Below are 16,483 nucleotides of genomic sequence, written 5' to 3' on the forward strand. Positions count from 1 at the left end.
GGGGTACTCCTGCGGACTAGCGCTTCGAGTACTGCGGAGCCTTGCGGGCCTTCTTGAGACCAGCCTTCTTGCGCTCCTTGATGCGTGCGTCGCGGCTCAGGAAGCCGGCCTTCTTCAGCGTCGGGCGGTTGTGCTCGGCGTCGATCTCGTTGAGCGCACGGGCGATCGCGAGGCGCAGCGCGCCGGCCTGGCCCGAGGGGCCGCCGCCGACGATGCGGGCGATCACGTCGTACGAGCCGCCGAGCTCGAGCACCGTGAAGGGATCGGTGATGAGCTGCTGGTGCAGCTTGTTCGGGAAGTACTCGGCGAACTCACGACCGTTGACGGTCATCGTGCCGCTGCCGGGAACGAGGCGCACGCGGGCGATGGCCTGCTTGCGACGGCCCACGGCCGCACCGGGAACGGTGAGCGCGGGGCGGGGAGCCGCGGCAGTCGCCTGCGACGCGGGAGTCTCGGTGGTGTAGCTCTCGGTGGCCACGGTCTGCTCTTCAGTCACTGTGAAGTCTCTCTCTGAATCTCTTGGAGGCGCGACTACTGCGCGACCTGGCCGAAGGTGTAGGGGGTGGGCTGCTGAGCAGCGTGCGGGTGCTCGGCACCCTTGTACACCTTCAGCTTGCGGAACAGGTCTGCTCCGAGCGAGTTCTTGGGGAGCATGCCCCGGATCGCCTTCTCGACGGCACGGTCGGAGTTCTTCTCGAGCAGCTCGGTGTAGCTGACCGACCGCAGACCGCCCGGGTAGCCCGAGTGGCGGTAGGCGCGCTTCTGCGACGCCTTGTTCGCCGTGAGGACGACCTTGTCGGCGTTGATGATGATGACGTAGTCGCCCATGTCCATGTGGGGAGCGAACGTGGTCTTGTGCTTGCCGCGCAGCAGGGCTGCGGCGTGCGAGGCGAGGCGTCCGAGCACCACGTCGGTGGCGTCGATGACGATCCAATCGTGCTTCTGCTCAGAGGCCTTCGGCGAATATGTGCGAGTCACTGTCGTGCTGCTTTCTGTCGAAATGGAGGTGTTCGTGGATCCCGCTCCGGTGTCCGGTCCCGATCGGGTGCTCGGACGGTGGAGGGCTCAACAAATCGGATGCTTACGCACCAAGGGTCAACTCTAGCACAGGATCAGCCGAGATCCTCGGATCGCCTCCGGGCACGGGTGAGCTCCGCGCGTGCGGCCAGCGCATCGTCCGCCGGATAGCTGATCTCCTCGAGGCTCAGCCCGCGCGCCGGCATCACCGGGAAGCGACTCGTGCGCGCACGTGCGTCGCGGAGATCGCGCAGTTCCTGCATGTCGATCCGCCCGGACCCCACGCTTACGACCGCCCCGACGATTGCCCGCACCATCGAGTGGCAGAACGCGTCGGCCTCGATCCGCGCCGCGAACGCGCCGTCCTCCGTCCGCCGCCACTCGAACCGCAGCAGATCCCGGATCGCGGTGGCCCCGTCCCGCGCCTTGCAGAACGTGGTGAAGTCGTTGAGCCCGAGCAGTTCGTCCGCGGCACGCTGCATGCGATCCAGATCGAGCGCCCGCGGCACGTCGGCCGTGAATCGTGCGGTGAGCGGGTCCCGTCGGGCCGCCGCGTCGCGCAGCCGGTATTCGTAGCGCCGCCGCACCGCGGAGAACCGGGCGTCGAACGCCGCCGGTACCTCGCGGACGCTGTGGATCGCGATGTCGCTCGCCCGGCGCTGCAGGATCCCATTGAGCCGACGGGCCCGGGTCCGCGCCGCATTCTCATCGGGCTCTGCAGCGGCATCAGCGCCCGCCCCCCGCGCACCGCTCCACTTCGCGAGTTCGGCCGGGGTCACCTCGAGGTGCGCCACCTGCCCCCGCGCGTGCACGCCGGCATCGGTGCGGCCCCCCACCGTGAGTCGGGCCTCATCGGTGCGCAGCAGGGTGCCCAGCGAGGCTTCCAGCTCCCCCTGCACCGTACGCAGCCCGGGCTGGCTCGCCCACCCCGAGAAGTCCGTGCCGTCGTAGGCGAGGTCGAGTCGGAGTCGTACGGGCGGGGTGGTCGGAGTCACCCTTCGATCTTGCCAGATCGCACAGGCCGGCTCCCGCCACGAGCGGCCCCGCGCCGAGCCCGCGCCGAGTCTGCACGACGTCCGCTCCGAGCCCGGTCAGGGCGACTGGAGTATCATGGGAGGCTGGCGTCGCACCCGAGACCGCGCGCCGCCGCTCAGAGATTCCCATGACAGTCACCGCTCCCGCCTCCGCCCGCACGCCCCGACTCGGTGGACTCGACGGCCTTCGTGCGATCGCCGTCGCACTGGTGCTGCTCTACCATCTCTTCCCCGGGATCCTCCCCGGCGGCTTCCTCGGCGTCGACGTCTTCTTCGCGATCAGCGGGTTCCTGATCACCACACTCCTGCTCCGCGAGCTCGAGGCGCACGGCAGGATCCGGCTGCTCGGCTTCTGGCGTCGACGCGCACGGCGCCTGCTTCCGGCGCTGGCGCTCGTGCTGCTCGTGTGCACGTCGCTCGCGCTGCTCACCCCGGGCGATCTGCTCGTCAAGATCGGCAGCCAGGTCGCCGGTGCCGCGCTCTTCGTGAGCAACTGGGTGTTCATCGCGAACGGCGCCGACTACTTCGCCCGCGACACCCCCGAGCTCTTCCGCAACACGTGGTCGCTCTCCATCGAGGAGCAGTTCTACATCCTCCTCCCCCTGCTCCTCCTCGCGCTCTGGCGCCTCCGCCGTCGGGTGACGCGCGCCATCCCGCTCATCGCGCTCGGGATCGGCTCGGCGCTCCTCATGCTCGAGCTCTCCGTCACGGGCGCGGATCCGACCCGCATCTACTTCGGCTCCGACACGCACACGTTCGGGCTCCTGCTGGGCGCCGCCGCGGCCGCACTGCTCCACCGCCCCGATCCGTCGCCGGCGCGGCGCTCCGGTGCGTGGACGCAGGTCGCGAGCGCGGCGGTCGCCGCGGTGGGACTCGCCACCCTCGGTGTGCTGGCGATGACGCTCGTCGAGGGCAGCCCCGCGAGCTTCCAGGGCGGCTTCCAGCTCGCGACCGTCGCGGCGATCGCCGTGGTGATCGCGGTGACGCGTGAGGGCGTGTGGGTCGGGCGTGCACTCGACGCGGCGCCGCTGCGCTGGATCGGCGAGCGCTCCTACGGCATCTACCTCTGGCACTGGCCGCTGCTCCTCCTCATCGCGGCCGCGGGCGGCCCGTGGAGCATGTCGCCCGCGGGGCCCTGGATCGTCGGCGGGCTGACGCTCGTCGCCACGCTGCTCATCGCCGCCGCGTCCTATCGGTTCGTCGAACAGCCGGTCCGCCGCCTCGGGCTGCGCGGTGCGGCGCGGACGCTGGTGCGCGCGGGCTCATCCCGGTCCCCGCGTACGCGCACGATCGGGATCGCGATCGTGGCGATCCTGGGCGTCACCGTGCCCGCGACGGGCATCGCGATCGCGACCGCGCCGCAGATGTCCTCCGCGGCCGAGGCGATCGCGCGAGGCCAAGCGGCCCTCGACGCCCAGGCAGCGGCCGAGGTCGCCGACGCAGAGGCAGCCGACGCAGAGGCGGCCGACGCCGAAGCGGGCGACGCCGAAGCGGGCGACGCCGAAGCCGGTGATGACACGTCCGCCGGCGACAAGTCAACCGACGCCGATCCCGCCCCGATCGCCCCGGAGGGCCGGGACATCAGCGCCGTCGGAGACTCGGTGATGCTCGCGAGCCTGCCCGAGCTCAGCGCCGCGCTGCCCGAGATCTCGGTCGACGCGGCCGTGTCACGCGGACTCGGCGCGGGTGTCGGGATCATGACCGAGCTCAACGACCAGGGGGCACTGCGCGACGTGCTGGTGGTCGGGCTCGGCACAAACGGTCCGATCGACGTCGATGACCTCGAGGCGATCCGGCAGCTGGCCGGGGTGCGCCCGTTGGTGCTCGTGAACGCGCACGGCGAGCGGGACTGGATCCCCGGCGTCAACCAGCTCCTCACCGACTTCGCCGATTCGTACCGGGGTGTGGTCGTCGCGGACTGGGAGAGCGCGGTGACCGGCGTGCCCGATGCGCTCGCGGACGACGGGATCCACCCGAACCCGAGCGGTGGCGAGCTCTACGCGGGCTGCGTGCAGCTCGCCCTGGAGGAGCTCCAGTCCCCCGCCGAGCGTCTCGGGTTCGCGCTGCCCCGTCGCTGACGCGCAGCACGCGTTGCGGGCCGGCAAAGCACCCCGCACACAGCAGAACGCCCCGCCGGTCGGAGACCAGCGGGGCGTTCTGCGTGGGTGAGGGGACCTACTCGGCCTTCTCCTCGGCCGGAGCCTCGGTCGACTCCTCGGCGGCAGGAGCCGCCTCGGTCTCGACGGTCTCCTCGACGACCTCGTCAGCAGCGGGTGCCTCCTCGGCGGCGGGCGCCTCAGCGGCCGCAGCCTTCTTGGCCGACTTCGGCTTCGGGTTCACCGGCTCGAGCACGAGCTCGATGACGGCCATCGGCGCACGGTCGCCCTTGCGGAAACCGGTCTTGACGATGCGGGTGTAGCCACCCTCGCGGTTCTCGACGAGCGGCGCGATCTCGGTGAAGAGCTCGTGCACGACCGAGTTGTCGAGGACCTGGCGCATGACGCGACGACGTGCGTGCAGGTCACCGCGCTTGGCGAAGGTCACCAGACGCTCAGCGATGGGCTGCAGGCGCTTCGCCTTGGTCTCGGTGGTCTGGATGCGCTTGTGCTCGAAGAGCTGCGCAGCCATCTGGTTGAGCATCAGGCGCTCGTGTGCGGGGCCGCCTCCGAGGCGGGCGCCCTTTGTGGGCTTCGGCATTGTGTACTCCGTTGAATAATCGATCAGGCCGGGGTCGGCGGATCGTTAGTTGTTGTTGTCGTCTTCGTAGCTGTAGAACTGCGCACCGTCGAAGCCGGGCACTGCATCCTTCAGCGACAGCCCCATCTCGGTGAGCTTGTCGCGCACCTCGAAGACGGACTTCTGACCGAAGTTGCGGATGTTCATGAGCTGCGCCTCGGAGAGCGCAACGAGCTCGCTCACCGTGTTGATACCTTCGCGCTTCAGGCAGTTGTAGCTGCGCACCGACAGGTCGAGATCCTCGATCGGGATCGAGAGCTCACCCTCGGCGACCACCTCGACCGGCGCGGGGCCGATCTCGACACCCTCGGCCGCGCTGTTCAGCTCGCGAGCCAGCCCGAAGAGCTCGACCAGCGTCGAACCGGCCGACGCGATGGCGTCGCGCGGGCTGATGGCCGGCTTGGTCTCGACGTCGACCACGAGGCGGTCGAAGTCGGTACGCTCACCGGCACGGGTGGCCTCGACGCGGTAGGTGACCTTCAGCACCGGCGAGTAGATCGAATCGACCGGGATCCGGCCGACCTCTGCGTCCTCGTTGCGGTTCTGAGCGGCCGACACGTAGCCGCGGCCGCGCTCGATCGTGAGCTCGAGCTCGAACTGGGCGGAATCGCTCAGCGTCGCGATCACGAGCTCCGGGTTGTGCACCTCGACACCGGCGGGAGCCGAGATGTCTGCGGCGGTGACCTCACCCGCACCGGTCTTGCGGAGGTACGCGGTGATCGGCTCATCGTGCTCGCTGGAGACGACGAGGGCCTTGATGTTGAGGATGATCTCGGTGACGTCCTCGGTCACGCCCGGAATGGTCGTGAACTCGTGGGCGACACCCTCGAAACGGACGCTCGTGACTGCGGCACCCGGGATCGAGGACAGCAGCGTGCGACGCAGCGAGTTGCCGAGCGTGTAGCCGAAGCCGGGCTCGAGGGGCTCGATGGCGAAGCGCGAACGGAACTCGGAGAGGGATTCTTCAGTCAGAGTGGGTCGCTGTGCAATGAGCACTGTGTGTGGTCCTTTCGCTGGAGTCCGCTATATGACTCATGCGGTATCGGGAAGAAGGTGGTCTGAATGATGGTCTGTACGCCTGCGGGCCGCCGAGGCGGCAGTCGCGCCGACCGGAGTCGGCGCGACCATCACTTCAGACGCGGCGACGCTTCGGCGGACGGCAGCCGTTGTGCGTCTGCGGCGTGACGTCGTTGATCGACCCGACCTCGAGGCCCGCGGCCTGCAGCGAACGGATCGCGGTCTCGCGGCCCGAACCCGGTCCCTTCACGAAGACGTCGACCTTCTTCATGCCGTGCTCCTGCGCCTTGCGGGCAGCGGACTCTGCAGCGAGCTGCGCGGCGAACGGGGTCGACTTGCGCGATCCCTTGAAGCCGACGCCACCCGAGGAGGCCCAAGCGATCACAGCACCAGTGGTGTCCGTGATCGAAACGATGGTGTTGTTGAACGTCGACTTGATGTGAGCCTGGCCCACGGCCACGTTCTTCTTGTCCTTGCGACGCGGCTTGCGTGCCGCCGTCTTTGGTGCAGCCATTTAGTATTCTCCTGAAAAGCTCTGTGTGATGGTCGCTGTGAACCGGTGTTTACTTCTTCTTGCCGGCGACGGTGCGCTTCGGCCCCTTGCGGGTACGAGCGTTCGTCTTGGTGCGCTGACCATGCACGGGCAGGCCCTTGCGGTGGCGGATACCCTGGTAGCTGCCGATCTCGACCTTGCGGCGGATGTCGGCGGCAACCTCGCGGCGGAGGTCGCCCTCAACCTTGAAGTTGGTTTCGATGTAGTCGCGGAGCGCGACCAGCTGCTCATCGCTGAGGTCCTTGACGCGGATGTTGCCGTCGATGCCGGTGTCGGCGAGGGTCTTCAGCGCGCTGGTGCGGCCGACGCCATAGATGTAGGTGAGTGCGATCTCAACGCGCTTGTCGCGTGGGATGTCGACTCCTGCGAGACGTGCCATTCTGGCTCTCCTTGCGGATTGTGGAGGTGTGGTGCGCACCGGGGGTTCGGGCCTCCGGCCCGAGGTGTCCCCCGCCCCGACGTGCGGGCGGGTTCTTCGATGCGCTGGGTGGGTACTGCAGTGGTGACGATCTGACGGCCGAGGCCGCAGAGACTAGCCCTGGCGCTGCTTGTGGCGCGGGTTGCTCTTGCAGATCACCATGACGCGGCCGTGGCGGCGGATCACCTTGCAGTGATCGCAGATCGGCTTGACGCTGGGGTTAACCTTCATGTTGCTTTCCTTTGACGGTTCGCTGTCCTCGGTCTCGCGGGGTGCCGCGAGTCGTTACTTTCCAGCGACCTACTTGTAGCGGTAGACGATGCGGCCGCGGGTCAGATCGTAGGGCGTCAGCTCCACGATCACACGGTCTCCGGGGAGAATGCGGATGTAGTGCTGACGCATTTTGCCCGAGATGTGGGCAAGGACCTTGTGTCCGTTGGTCAGCTCGACTCGGAACATTGCGTTCGGAAGAGCCTCGACAACTTGACCCTCGATCTCGATGACGCCGTCTTTTTTCGCCATAGCCTCACTATCGCTCGCGTAGGTGGTACTGGTCATGCGAATGCTCCGTACCCGATTTCGCGAACGCGAAAACAGGCGCAAAGCACCAAAGATCAAGCGTACCCCCGCCGTGGCGGTTTGTAAAGCCGGGCGCGTCGCGCGCCGCCTCGGCTCACAGCACGCCGAACGCGATCCCGCGATCCCGCAGCGTCCGGGCACCCGCAAGGATCCCCGCCGCGGAACCCGACATCGGCTGATTCATGTGCGCGATGATGAGCTCACCCCCGACCGCCCCCGACACCGCCCCGGCGACCGCCTCCGCCGGCAGGGTCGCTCCCCCGTCGCCGTTGATCGCGAATCCCGCGATCCGCTCGCCCAGACCCTCGGCGATACTGAGGCCCACGTCGTCCAGGTGCGCCGTCCCGGGCCGGAACCAGCGCGGTGCGATCCCGGTCAGCTGCTCGATCGCGACGTGGTTCTCCCAGACCTCCATCGCCGCCGACCGCGCGTTCGTCGTCCCCGGGATCCCGTACGCCGACGCCCCGGTCACGCTGAGCGGCAGGTGCGCACTGCCGTGGTTCTGGATCGAGAACAGCGGATCGGCGGCCAACCCCGCTGCCAGGTCGGGGTTGGCGCGGATCCAGCGCAGATTGAGGAACAGCGTTGCCGGGATCCCCGCGGCGCGGAGGCCGGAGATCAACGCCTCGTCGAATCCGGACCCCACCGGGCCGCCGCAGGCGTCGAGCGTCAGGAAGACCGCGCCCGGGGTGGCGTGCCCAGCCTCGGCACCCGTGCGCACGACCCCCGCGAAGTCCGTGCCCCACGCCACGAGCGACCGGTGTTCGTTCGCAAGGATCACCGCCTCGACATCGATCGCGGGCGGCGGCGGAGGCGTCACTGCAACCGGGGCCTCGAACGGCGGCACCGAGATCGGGTCGAGCAGCCGGGGGCGCACCGCCCGTTCCGGGGCGCAACCGACGAGCGCACCGCCTCCGAACCCGGCGAGCGCAGCGAGCGCCGCACGGCGACTCAGCTGACTCCCCATGCACACATCCTAGGGAGTCGGTCGCGGTCGGCGCGAGCTACGGGATCGGGACGGGGGTGATGCCGAGCGGCTCGAGGCCCGACGCCCCGCCGTCCGCCGCGGTCAGCACCCAGATGCCGTGCTCGTGCACCGCGACCGAGTGCTCCCACTGCGCGCTCATCGACCCGTCAGCGATCGTGACGGTCCAGTCGTCGTCCTCGATGACCGTGTCGATACCGCCCGCAGAGATGATCGGCTCGATGGCGACCACGAGTCCGGGCTTCACCTCGGGCCCGCGACGCTGCACGGGCACGTTGAACACCGGCGGGTCCTCGTGCATGCTGCGACCGATGCCGTGACCGATGTAATCCTCGAGCACCCCGAAGTCGCTCTGCGCGCGCACGTACTTTGACACGGCCTCCCCCACCTCGTTAAGGTGACGCGCGGTCGCGAGACGCGCGATGCCCCGCCACATGGCCTGCTCGGTCACGGCGCTGAGCTTCTCGTTCGCGGCGGTGAGGTCCGGTCGGGAGTGATCCGGCAGCACCGCGGTGAATGCGGCGTCGCCGTGCCAGCCGGCCACCACCGCGCCGGCGTCGAGCGCGACGATGTCACCGGGCTCGAGCGGTCGGTCGGTCGGGATCGCGTGCACGACGTGCTCGTTCACGTTCGCGCAGATCGTGTGCCGGTACCCCGGCTCGAGCGCGAAGTTCGGGGAACCGCCGTGCGCGCGCACCGCGGCCTCGGCGATCGTGTCGAGCTCCAGCGTCGTGATGCCGGGCCGGACCGCCGCGCGCATCGCATCGAGCGCCGCCGCGGTGGCGAGGCCCGGCGCGACCATGAGCCGCAGTTGCGCCGGCGACTTGTAGATCGACCGGCGGAAGAGACCCCGACGCGCCACAGAACTACCGACCCAGCTGGGCGTCGAGCCCGCTGGCGATGCGCTCCGCGACCCCGTCGACCGTGCCGAGACCGTCCACGGTCACGAGCTTGCCCCGCTCCGAGAAGAGCGCCACGAGCGGTGCGGTCTGCTCGGCGTACACCTCTTGGCGGTGGCGGATCACGGCTTCCGTGTCATCGGCGCGGCCCTCGAGCTCGGCGCGCTTGAGCAGCCGGGCGACCACCTCGTCGACGTCGGCCTCGATCAGGATCACGGCGTCGAGCTCGGCCCCGACGGGCGCGAGCATCGCGTCCAGGGCGGCCACCTGATCCACGGTGCGCGGGTAGCCGTCGAGGAGGAACCCCTCGGCCGCGTCGGGCTGCTGCAGGCGATCGGCGACGATCTCATTCGTCAGCGAATCGGGCACGAGCTCGCCCCGCTCGATGATCTGCTGCACCTGGGTGCCCAGCTCGGTGCCGCCCTTGATGTTGGCGCGGAAGATGTCCCCCGTCGAGATCGCCGGCACGCCGTAGCGCTCCGCGATCTTCGCGGCCTGGGTGCCCTTGCCGGCCCCGGGAGGGCCGATGATGAGCAGGCGCGCGCCGCGCGTCGCGGTCGCCTCGGGGGGTGCGGTCTCCGGAGTAGCCATGGTCACTTGAGCAGCCCTTCGTAGTGGCGCTGCTGCAGCTGCGCGTCGATCTGCTTCACGGTCTCGAGCCCGACACCGACGATGATCAGGATCGAGGCCCCGCCGAACGGGAAGTTCTGGTTCGCCCCGAAGAACGAGAGCGCGACGAGCGGGATCATCGCGATGAGGCCCAGGTAGAGGGAGCCGGCGCTGGTCACGCGCGTCAGCACGTAGTTCAGGTACTCGGCCGTCGGGCGTCCCGCACGGATGCCGGGGATGAAGCCGCCGTACTGCTTCATGTTGTCCGCGACCTCCTCCGGGTTGAACGTGATCTGCACGTAGAAGAACGTGAACCCGATGATGAGGAGGAAGAACACGAGCATGTACAGCGGCTGATCGCCCGACACGAGGTTCGTCTGCACCCAGACGACCCAGGCCTTGGGCTCCTCGCCGATCTGCGGCTGGTTGAACTGCGTGATGAGCATCGGCAGGTACAGGATCGCGGACGCGAAGATGACGGGGATCACACCGGCCATGTTGACCTTGATCGGGATGTACGTGCTGCTGCCGCCGTAGGTGCGGCGACCGACGACGCGCTTCGCGTACTGCACGGGAATGCGTCGCTGCGATTGCTCGACGAACACGACCGCGGCGACGACCACCAGGCCGACGGCGATCACTAAGAAGAAGGTCTCCCAGCCCTGCGCCTCCTTGATGACCCAGAGGCCGTTCGGGAAGGTCGCGGCGATGGAGGTGAAGATGAGGAGCGACATGCCGTTGCCGATGCCGCGCTCGGTGATGAGCTCGCCGAACCACATGATGAGGCCGGTACCGGCGGTCATCGTGAGGATCATGATGAGGATGGCCCACCACTCCTGCGACACGAGGTTCTGGCAGGCCTGGTTCGCCGCGGCGCCGAAGAGCTGCCCGGAGCGCGCGACCGTGATCAGCGTCGTGGACTGGAGCACGGCGAGGGCGATCGTGAGGTACCGCGTGTACTGGGTCAGCTTGGCCTGACCGGCCTGGCCTTCCTTGTGCAGCATCTCGAAGTGCGGGATGACGACGCGCAGCAGCTGCGTGATGATCGACGCGGTGATGTACGGCATGATCCCGAGCGCGAAGATCGAGAGCTGCAGGAGCGCTCCGCCGCTGAAGAGGTTGATCATGTCGTAGAGGCCGGAGGTGCCCTGGTTCGCGGCGAGACACGCCTGCACGTTGTTGAAGTCAACAAACGGGGCCGGGATGAAGGACCCGAGTCGGAACAGGGACACGATCGCGAGCGAGAAGACGATCTTCCGTCGCAGATCAGGCGTCCGAAAGATCCGTCCGATGGCACTGAACAAAATCTGCCTCCTGGGAGCGTCGCAATAGACTCATCTGTCTCGCGACGAGAGCCAATACCCCAGCCTACACGTCAGGCGGGGGTGCGCGAATGATGGCCGTTCACGTCGAACGGCCCACAATTGAAAAAAGCGGGGGTGGGAGGGGCAGCACGCATGCCGGCCCCGACCCGCCCCCGCATCTCGAGCAACGCTCGAGGGTCCTACTTGATCGCTCCGCCGGCGGCCACGATCTTCTGCTCGGCCGAGCCGGAGACCTTGTCCACCTGAACGGTGAGCTTCACCTGGATGTCGCCGTTGCCCAGCACCTTGACGGGCTGGTTCTTGCGGACGGCACCCTTGGCCACGAGATCCTCGACGGTCACGTCGCCACCCTGCGGGTAGAGCTCTGCGAGCTTCGCGACGTTCACCACCTGGTACTCGGTGCGGAACGGGTTCTTGAACCCGCGCAGCTTCGGGGTGCGCATGTGCAGCGGCATCTGCCCACCCTCGAACCCGGCCTTGACCTGGTAGCGCGCCTTCTGGCCCTTGGTGCCTCGACCTGCGGTCTTGCCCTTGGACGCCTCGCCGCGACCCACGCGGGTCTTGGCCTTCTTGGATCCTGCGGCGGGGCGAAGGTGGTGAGCCTTCAGCACCTGCTCGCGCTCCTCATTCTTCTCGCTCATGCGTCGATCTCCTCAACCTGTACCAGGTGAGCGACAGCGCGCACGTAGCCACGGTTGGCCTTCGTGTCCTCGCGAACGACCGTCTGGCCGATCTTCTTCAGACCGAGGCTCCGCAGCGTATCGCGCTGGTTCTGCTTCTCACTAATAACGGACTTCGTCTGCGTAATCTTCAGCGCTGTAGCCATTACGCACCTGCCTTTGCTTTCGCAGCGTCGGCCGCGGCCTTCGCCTCGGCGCGCACGATGCGAGCCGGAGCGACGCGGTCGAAGTCGAGGCCACGACGAGCGGCGACGGAGCGGGGCTCCTCCAGCTGCTGCAGGGCCGCGACGGTCGCGTGCACGATGTTGAGGGTGTTCGACGAACCGAGCGACTTGCTCAGCACATCGTGGATACCGGCGCACTCGAGGACGGCGCGGACGGGACCACCGGCGATAACTCCGGTACCGGCAGCAGCGGGACGGAGCAGGACGACGCCTGCAGCCGCCTCACCCTGGACGGGGTGCGGGATCGTGTTGCCGATGCGGGGGACGCGGAAGAAGTTCTTCTTTGCCTCCTCGACACCCTTCGCGATCGCGAGGGGCACCTCCTTGGCCTTGCCGTAGCCGACGCCGACGGTGCCGTTGCCATCGCCCACCACGACGAGCGCGGTGAAGCTGAAGCGGCGACCGCCCTTGACGACCTTCGAGACGCGGTTGATGGTCACGACGCGCTCGAGGAACTGGCTCTCGTTGCGGTCGCGTCCACCACGCTCGTTGCGGGTGCCGCGGTCGCGGCTTCCGCGACGCTGCTCGCGAGGCTCGTTGCGGTGATCCTGTGCGGGGGCCGAAGCTTCCGCAGTTTCAGTGGCCGGAGCCTCGGCCTTGGCCTCTGCGTTCACTTCCTGCTCCTTCGTTTCGTTGCTCACAGGGTCAGCCCCCCTTCGCGAGCGCCATCGGCGATCGCCGCGACACGGCCGGCGTACTTGCTGCCGCCGCGGTCGAAGACGACGGCTTCGATACCAGCGCTCTTCGCGCGCTCGGCGATGATCTCGCCGACCTTGCGCGCCTTGGCCGTCTTGTCACCCTCGAAGGAGCGCAGATCGGCTTCCATCGTCGAGGCCGAGGCGACAGTGAGTCCCTTGGAATCGTCGATGACCTGAACGAAGACGTGGCGCGCGGAGCGGTTCACGACGAGACGGGGGCGAACCTCCGTGCCGACGATCTTCTTGCGCAGACGGGTGTGGCGACGGATGCGCGCAGCCGTACGGCCCTTTGCCCGAGAAATAGAAGCGGCCATGGTTACTTACCAGCCTTTCCAGCCTTGCGACGGACGACCTCGCCCGCGTAGCGGATGCCCTTGCCCTTGTAGGGCTCCGGCTTCTTCAGCTTGCGGATGTTCGCCGCGGCCTCTCCGACCGCCTGCTTCGAGATACCGCTCACGGTGATCTTCGTGCTGCCCTCGACGGCGAGTGTGATGCCCTCGGGGGCCGTCACGCTCACCGGGTGGGAGAAGCCGAGCGCGAGCTCGAGGCCGGCGCCCTTCTGCTGCACGCGGTATCCGGTGCCGACGACCTCGAGCTGCTTGGTGTAGCCCTCGGTCACGCCGATGATGTTGTTGTTGATGAGCGTACGGGTCAGACCGTGCAGCGCTCGGGAATCGCGCTCGTCGTTCGGACGGGTGACAACCACCTGTCCGTCCTCGAGGGAGACGCGAATGGGCTCAGCGACGACGAGCGCGAGCTCGCCCTTCGCGCCCTTGACCGTGACCTGCTGGCCGGCGATCTTGACGTCGACACCACCGGGAACGGTGATGGGAAGCTTTCCAATACGGGACATGACGGCTTACCACACGTAAGCGAGGACTTCCCCGCCTACGCCCTTCTGCTCAGCCTCGCGGTCCGTCAGAAGACCCGAGGAGGTGGACAGGATCGCGATGCCGAGGCCGCCGAGCACGCTCGGGATCTCGGTCGAGCGCGCGTAGACCCGGAGACCGGGCTTGGACACGCGCTTGAGGCCCTCGATGGAGCGCTCGCGGTTGGGGCCGTACTTCAGCGACATGGTGATGGTGGTGCCGACGCGGGCGTCCTCCACCTTCCAGTCCGCGATGTAGCCTTCGCGCTTGAGGATCTCGGCGATCCGCTCCTTCAGCTTTGAGCCGGGAAGCGAAACGTCGTCATGATGTGCGCTATTTGCATTGCGCAACCGGGTCAGCATATCTGCGACCGGATCAGTCATCGTCATGAGTGACTCTTTCTTTCTCGCCTGGTATCACACGCCGTTACACGACGTGCGACCTGGGTGACACGCGGATGGGGTGCCCGGGAAATCCCGGACACCCTCTCCGCTTGGACTATTCAGTTAATCGGTCTTGAACGGGAAGCCGAGCGCCTTGAGCAGCGCGCGACCCTCGTCGTCGTTCTTCGCGGTGGTCACGACAGTGATGTCGAAGCCACGCACGCGATCAATCTTATCCTGATCGATCTCGTGGAACACACTCTGCTCCGTGAGTCCGAACGTGTAGTTGCCGTTGCCGTCGAACTGCTTCGGCGACAGACCGCGGAAATCGCGGATACGCGGCAGCGCGAGGTTCACGAGACGGTCCAGGAACTCCCAGGCGCGGTCACCGCGGAGGGTGACGTGCGCGCCGATGGCCTGGCCCTCGCGCAGCTTGAACTGAGCGATGGACTTGCGAGCCTTCGTGACCATGGGCTTCTGGCCGGTGATCTTCACGAGGTCGGCGATGGCGCCCTCGATCACCTTGCTGTCGCGTGCGGCTTCGCCCACACCGGTGTTCACGACGACCTTGACGACGCCGGGCACCTGCATGATGTTCGCGTAGCTGAACTCCTCGCGGAGCTGCGGCACGATCTCGGAACGGTACTTCTGCTTCAGACGGGGCTGAATCTTGGTCTCGGTCATCAGAGATCCTTCCCGGACTTCTTGGCGTAGCGGACGCGGACGGTCTTCTTCTTGCCGTCCTTCTCCACCTCTTCGACGCGGAACCCGACGCGAGTCGGCTTCTTCGACTCGGGATCGACGACGGCGACGTTGGAGACGTGGATCGGGGCCTCGACGGTCTCGATCCCACCCTCGCGGGTGCCGCGGTCGGACTGGCCGACGCGCACGTGCTTGGTGACGTAGTTCACGCCCTCCACGACCACACGGTCGGTCTCGGTCAGCACATCGATGACCCGACCCTGCTTGCCGCGGTAGCCACCGCGCTCCTGGGTCGGACCCGAGATGACCTCGACGAGGTCACCCTTCTTGATCTTGCTAGCCATGGACTAGATCACCTCCGGTGCGAGCGAGACGATCTTCATGAAGCGCTTGTCGCGCAGCTCACGACCGACCGGCCCGAAGATACGGGTGCCGCGGGGCTCCCCGTCGGCCTTCAGAATGACGGCGGCGTTCTCGTCGAAGCTGATGTACGAGCCATCTGCACGACGAGTGGACTTGCGGGTCCGAACGACGACGGCCTTGACGACCTCGCCCTTCTTCACGTTGCCGCCGGGGATTGCGTCCTTGACGGTCGCGACGATCGTGTCGCCGAGACCGGCGTAACGACGCTTCGAGCCTCCGAGAACACGAATCGTGAGCAACTGCTTGGCGCCGCTGTTGTCGGCCACCTTCAGTCGGGATTCCTGCTGAATCACTTGCTACTCCTTCACTCAGTAAGCCGGAGGCTTACTTCGCCTTCTCGAGGATCTCGACCAGCCGCCAGCGCTTGGAGGCGCTCAGCGGACGGGTCTCGTGGATAAGCACGAGATCGCCGATGCCGGCGTTGTTCTGCTCGTCGTGGGCCTTGACCTTCGACGACCGGCGGAGGACCTTGCCGTAGAGCGGGTGCTTCACGCGATCCTCGACCTCGACGACGATGGTCTTGTCCATCTTGTCGCTGACGACGTAGCCACGGCGTGCCTTACGGTAGCCGCGCTGTTCCTTCTCGACCTCAGCCATTCCTAGGCCTCCTTCGTCTCAGCGGCGGCGTCCGCCTGCTCGGTCTTCTTGCTGCTCTTCTTCGCCTTGGCGGGAGCAGGGGCGGCAGCCGGGGTGAGCCGGATGCCGAGCTCGCGCTCGCGCAGCACGGTGTAGATGCGAGCGATGTCGCGCTTCACCTGGCGTACGCGGCCGTGGCTCTCCAGCTGGCCGGTGGCCGACTGGAATCGCAGGTTGAAGAGCTCGGCCTTGGCCTTCTTGAGCTCCTCCGCCAGCCGCTCGTCCTCGAAGGTGTCGAGCTCAGTGATGGCCAGTTCTTTGGTTCCGATCGCCATTACGCGTCGCCCTCCTCGCGCTTGATAATGCGGGCCTTGAGGGGCAGCTTGTGGATGGCGCGGGTCAGCGCCTCACGTGCGAGCTCCTCATCGACACCGGCGACCTCGAAGAGGACGCGGCCCGGCTTGACATTGGCAACCCACCACTCGGGCGAACCCTTACCGGAACCCATGCGGGTCTCGGCAGGCTTCTTGGTGAGCGGACGGTCGGGGTAGATGTTGATCCACACCTTGCCACCGCGCTTGATGTGACGGGTCATCGCGATACGAGCGGACTCGATCTGACGGTTCGTCACGTACGCGGGGGTGAGCGCCTGGATCCCGAACTCGCCGAAGGCGACGGTGTTGCCGCCCTTGGACTGGCCGCTCCGGCTGGGGTGGTGCTGCTTGCGGTACTTGACTCGACGGGGAATCAGCATGC

26 protein-coding genes are annotated in these 16,483 nt (G+C 67.4%); 1 reads left to right on the top strand and 25 read right to left on the bottom strand.

The window, feature by feature from the left end; genetic code table 11:
• Nucleotides 1-16: 16 nt before the first annotated feature.
• From rpsI to truA, 3 genes are all read right to left on the bottom strand, one after another.
• Nucleotides 17-496, bottom strand: a complete 480-nt coding sequence (gene rpsI, locus MUN76_RS05120) for a 30S ribosomal protein S9 (protein ID WP_244687751.1) — start codon at nucleotides 494-496, stop codon at nucleotides 17-19.
• A gap of 35 nt (nucleotides 497-531) precedes the next feature.
• The gene (gene rplM / locus MUN76_RS05125) at nucleotides 532-978 is read right to left on the bottom strand and encodes a 50S ribosomal protein L13 (RefSeq protein WP_244687753.1); all 447 of its coding nucleotides are present in this window, start codon (nucleotides 976-978) and stop codon (nucleotides 532-534) included.
• Between the two features lie 134 nt (nucleotides 979-1,112).
• A complete protein-coding gene (gene truA / locus MUN76_RS05130) occupies nucleotides 1,113-2,012 on the bottom strand; it encodes a tRNA pseudouridine(38-40) synthase TruA (protein ID WP_244687755.1) in 900 nt (299 codons plus the stop codon).
• A gap of 167 nt (nucleotides 2,013-2,179) precedes the next feature.
• Here truA and MUN76_RS05135 point away from each other — a divergent pair, with 167 nt between their 5' ends.
• Nucleotides 2,180-4,129, top strand: coding sequence for an acyltransferase family protein (locus MUN76_RS05135; protein ID WP_244687757.1), 1,950 nt, complete (start codon nucleotides 2,180-2,182; stop codon nucleotides 4,127-4,129).
• Nucleotides 4,130-4,226: 97 nt separating this feature from the next.
• Here MUN76_RS05135 and rplQ read toward each other — a convergent pair whose 3' ends face one another.
• The 22 genes from rplQ to rplP form a co-directional block, all read right to left on the bottom strand.
• Nucleotides 4,227-4,748 (bottom strand): 50S ribosomal protein L17, encoded by a 522-nt coding sequence (gene rplQ, locus MUN76_RS05140; RefSeq protein ID WP_244687759.1) that lies wholly within the window; start codon nucleotides 4,746-4,748, stop codon nucleotides 4,227-4,229.
• Between the two features lie 45 nt (nucleotides 4,749-4,793).
• Complete coding sequence (locus MUN76_RS05145) at nucleotides 4,794-5,783, bottom strand: DNA-directed RNA polymerase subunit alpha (RefSeq protein ID WP_244687761.1); 990 nt, start codon at nucleotides 5,781-5,783, stop codon at nucleotides 4,794-4,796.
• 136 nt (nucleotides 5,784-5,919) lie between these two features.
• Entirely contained in the window at nucleotides 5,920-6,318 is a 399-nt protein-coding gene (gene rpsK / locus MUN76_RS05150) for a 30S ribosomal protein S11 (RefSeq protein ID WP_244687763.1), read from the bottom strand.
• A gap of 49 nt (nucleotides 6,319-6,367) precedes the next feature.
• A complete protein-coding gene (rpsM, locus tag MUN76_RS05155) occupies nucleotides 6,368-6,736 on the bottom strand; it encodes a 30S ribosomal protein S13 (RefSeq protein WP_244687765.1) in 369 nt (122 codons plus the stop codon).
• A gap of 153 nt (nucleotides 6,737-6,889) precedes the next feature.
• A complete protein-coding gene (rpmJ, locus tag MUN76_RS05160) occupies nucleotides 6,890-7,006 on the bottom strand; it encodes a 50S ribosomal protein L36 (RefSeq protein WP_005050492.1) in 117 nt (38 codons plus the stop codon).
• Between the two features lie 69 nt (nucleotides 7,007-7,075).
• Entirely contained in the window at nucleotides 7,076-7,297 is a 222-nt protein-coding gene (gene infA / locus MUN76_RS05165) for a translation initiation factor IF-1 (protein ID WP_025133723.1), read from the bottom strand.
• Nucleotides 7,298-7,448: 151 nt separating this feature from the next.
• Nucleotides 7,449-8,321 carry a polysaccharide deacetylase family protein gene (locus MUN76_RS05170; protein ID WP_244687767.1) on the bottom strand — a complete coding sequence of 291 codons (873 nt, stop codon included), beginning with the start codon at nucleotides 8,319-8,321 and terminating at the stop codon, nucleotides 7,449-7,451.
• A gap of 37 nt (nucleotides 8,322-8,358) precedes the next feature.
• Nucleotides 8,359-9,201 (bottom strand): type I methionyl aminopeptidase, encoded by an 843-nt coding sequence (gene map, locus MUN76_RS05175; protein ID WP_244687769.1) that lies wholly within the window; start codon nucleotides 9,199-9,201, stop codon nucleotides 8,359-8,361.
• Between the two features lie 4 nt (nucleotides 9,202-9,205).
• Nucleotides 9,206-9,829: an adenylate kinase gene (locus tag MUN76_RS05180; RefSeq protein ID WP_244687771.1), complete on the bottom strand. Its 624-nt coding sequence runs from the start codon at nucleotides 9,827-9,829 to the stop codon at nucleotides 9,206-9,208.
• A 2-nt stretch (nucleotides 9,830-9,831) separates the two neighbouring features.
• Entirely contained in the window at nucleotides 9,832-11,151 is a 1,320-nt protein-coding gene (secY, locus tag MUN76_RS05185; protein WP_244687772.1) for a preprotein translocase subunit SecY, read from the bottom strand.
• A gap of 200 nt (nucleotides 11,152-11,351) precedes the next feature.
• Nucleotides 11,352-11,813 (bottom strand): 50S ribosomal protein L15, encoded by a 462-nt coding sequence (gene rplO, locus MUN76_RS05190; protein ID WP_244687774.1) that lies wholly within the window; start codon nucleotides 11,811-11,813, stop codon nucleotides 11,352-11,354.
• Nucleotides 11,810-11,998: a 50S ribosomal protein L30 gene (rpmD, locus tag MUN76_RS05195; RefSeq protein ID WP_244687776.1), complete on the bottom strand. Its 189-nt coding sequence runs from the start codon at nucleotides 11,996-11,998 to the stop codon at nucleotides 11,810-11,812. Before rpmD ends, rplO begins: the two co-directional genes overlap by 4 nt.
• A complete protein-coding gene (rpsE, locus tag MUN76_RS05200; protein WP_244687778.1) occupies nucleotides 11,998-12,717 on the bottom strand; it encodes a 30S ribosomal protein S5 in 720 nt (239 codons plus the stop codon). Before rpsE ends, rpmD begins: the two co-directional genes overlap by 1 nt.
• Nucleotides 12,714-13,088, bottom strand: a complete 375-nt coding sequence (gene rplR / locus MUN76_RS05205) for a 50S ribosomal protein L18 (RefSeq protein WP_244687780.1) — start codon at nucleotides 13,086-13,088, stop codon at nucleotides 12,714-12,716. The genes rpsE and rplR overlap by 4 nt, the downstream gene beginning before the upstream one ends.
• Before the next feature lie 2 nt (nucleotides 13,089-13,090).
• Nucleotides 13,091-13,627, bottom strand: coding sequence for a 50S ribosomal protein L6 (rplF, locus tag MUN76_RS05210; protein WP_244687782.1), 537 nt, complete (start codon nucleotides 13,625-13,627; stop codon nucleotides 13,091-13,093).
• Nucleotides 13,628-13,633: 6 nt separating this feature from the next.
• Nucleotides 13,634-14,032 carry a 30S ribosomal protein S8 gene (gene rpsH / locus MUN76_RS05215; protein WP_244687784.1) on the bottom strand — a complete coding sequence of 133 codons (399 nt, stop codon included), beginning with the start codon at nucleotides 14,030-14,032 and terminating at the stop codon, nucleotides 13,634-13,636.
• Nucleotides 14,033-14,149: 117 nt separating this feature from the next.
• Nucleotides 14,150-14,710, bottom strand: coding sequence for a 50S ribosomal protein L5 (gene rplE / locus MUN76_RS05220; protein ID WP_244687785.1), 561 nt, complete (start codon nucleotides 14,708-14,710; stop codon nucleotides 14,150-14,152).
• Nucleotides 14,710-15,072, bottom strand: a complete 363-nt coding sequence (rplX, locus tag MUN76_RS05225; protein WP_244687787.1) for a 50S ribosomal protein L24 — start codon at nucleotides 15,070-15,072, stop codon at nucleotides 14,710-14,712. The genes rplE and rplX overlap by 1 nt, the downstream gene beginning before the upstream one ends.
• A gap of 3 nt (nucleotides 15,073-15,075) precedes the next feature.
• A complete protein-coding gene (rplN, locus tag MUN76_RS05230) occupies nucleotides 15,076-15,444 on the bottom strand; it encodes a 50S ribosomal protein L14 (protein WP_244687789.1) in 369 nt (122 codons plus the stop codon).
• Between the two features lie 31 nt (nucleotides 15,445-15,475).
• The gene (gene rpsQ / locus MUN76_RS05235; protein WP_244687791.1) at nucleotides 15,476-15,748 is read right to left on the bottom strand and encodes a 30S ribosomal protein S17; all 273 of its coding nucleotides are present in this window, start codon (nucleotides 15,746-15,748) and stop codon (nucleotides 15,476-15,478) included.
• Between the two features lie 2 nt (nucleotides 15,749-15,750).
• The gene (rpmC, locus tag MUN76_RS05240; RefSeq protein WP_244687792.1) at nucleotides 15,751-16,062 is read right to left on the bottom strand and encodes a 50S ribosomal protein L29; all 312 of its coding nucleotides are present in this window, start codon (nucleotides 16,060-16,062) and stop codon (nucleotides 15,751-15,753) included.
• Complete coding sequence (rplP, locus tag MUN76_RS05245; protein WP_244687794.1) at nucleotides 16,062-16,481, bottom strand: 50S ribosomal protein L16; 420 nt, start codon at nucleotides 16,479-16,481, stop codon at nucleotides 16,062-16,064. The genes rpmC and rplP overlap by 1 nt, the downstream gene beginning before the upstream one ends.
• Nucleotides 16,482-16,483: the final 2 nt, after the last annotated feature.

This window comes from Leucobacter rhizosphaerae (genome assembly GCF_022919175.1).
Classification (GTDB): Bacteria; Actinomycetota; Actinomycetes; order Actinomycetales; family Microbacteriaceae; genus Leucobacter; species Leucobacter rhizosphaerae.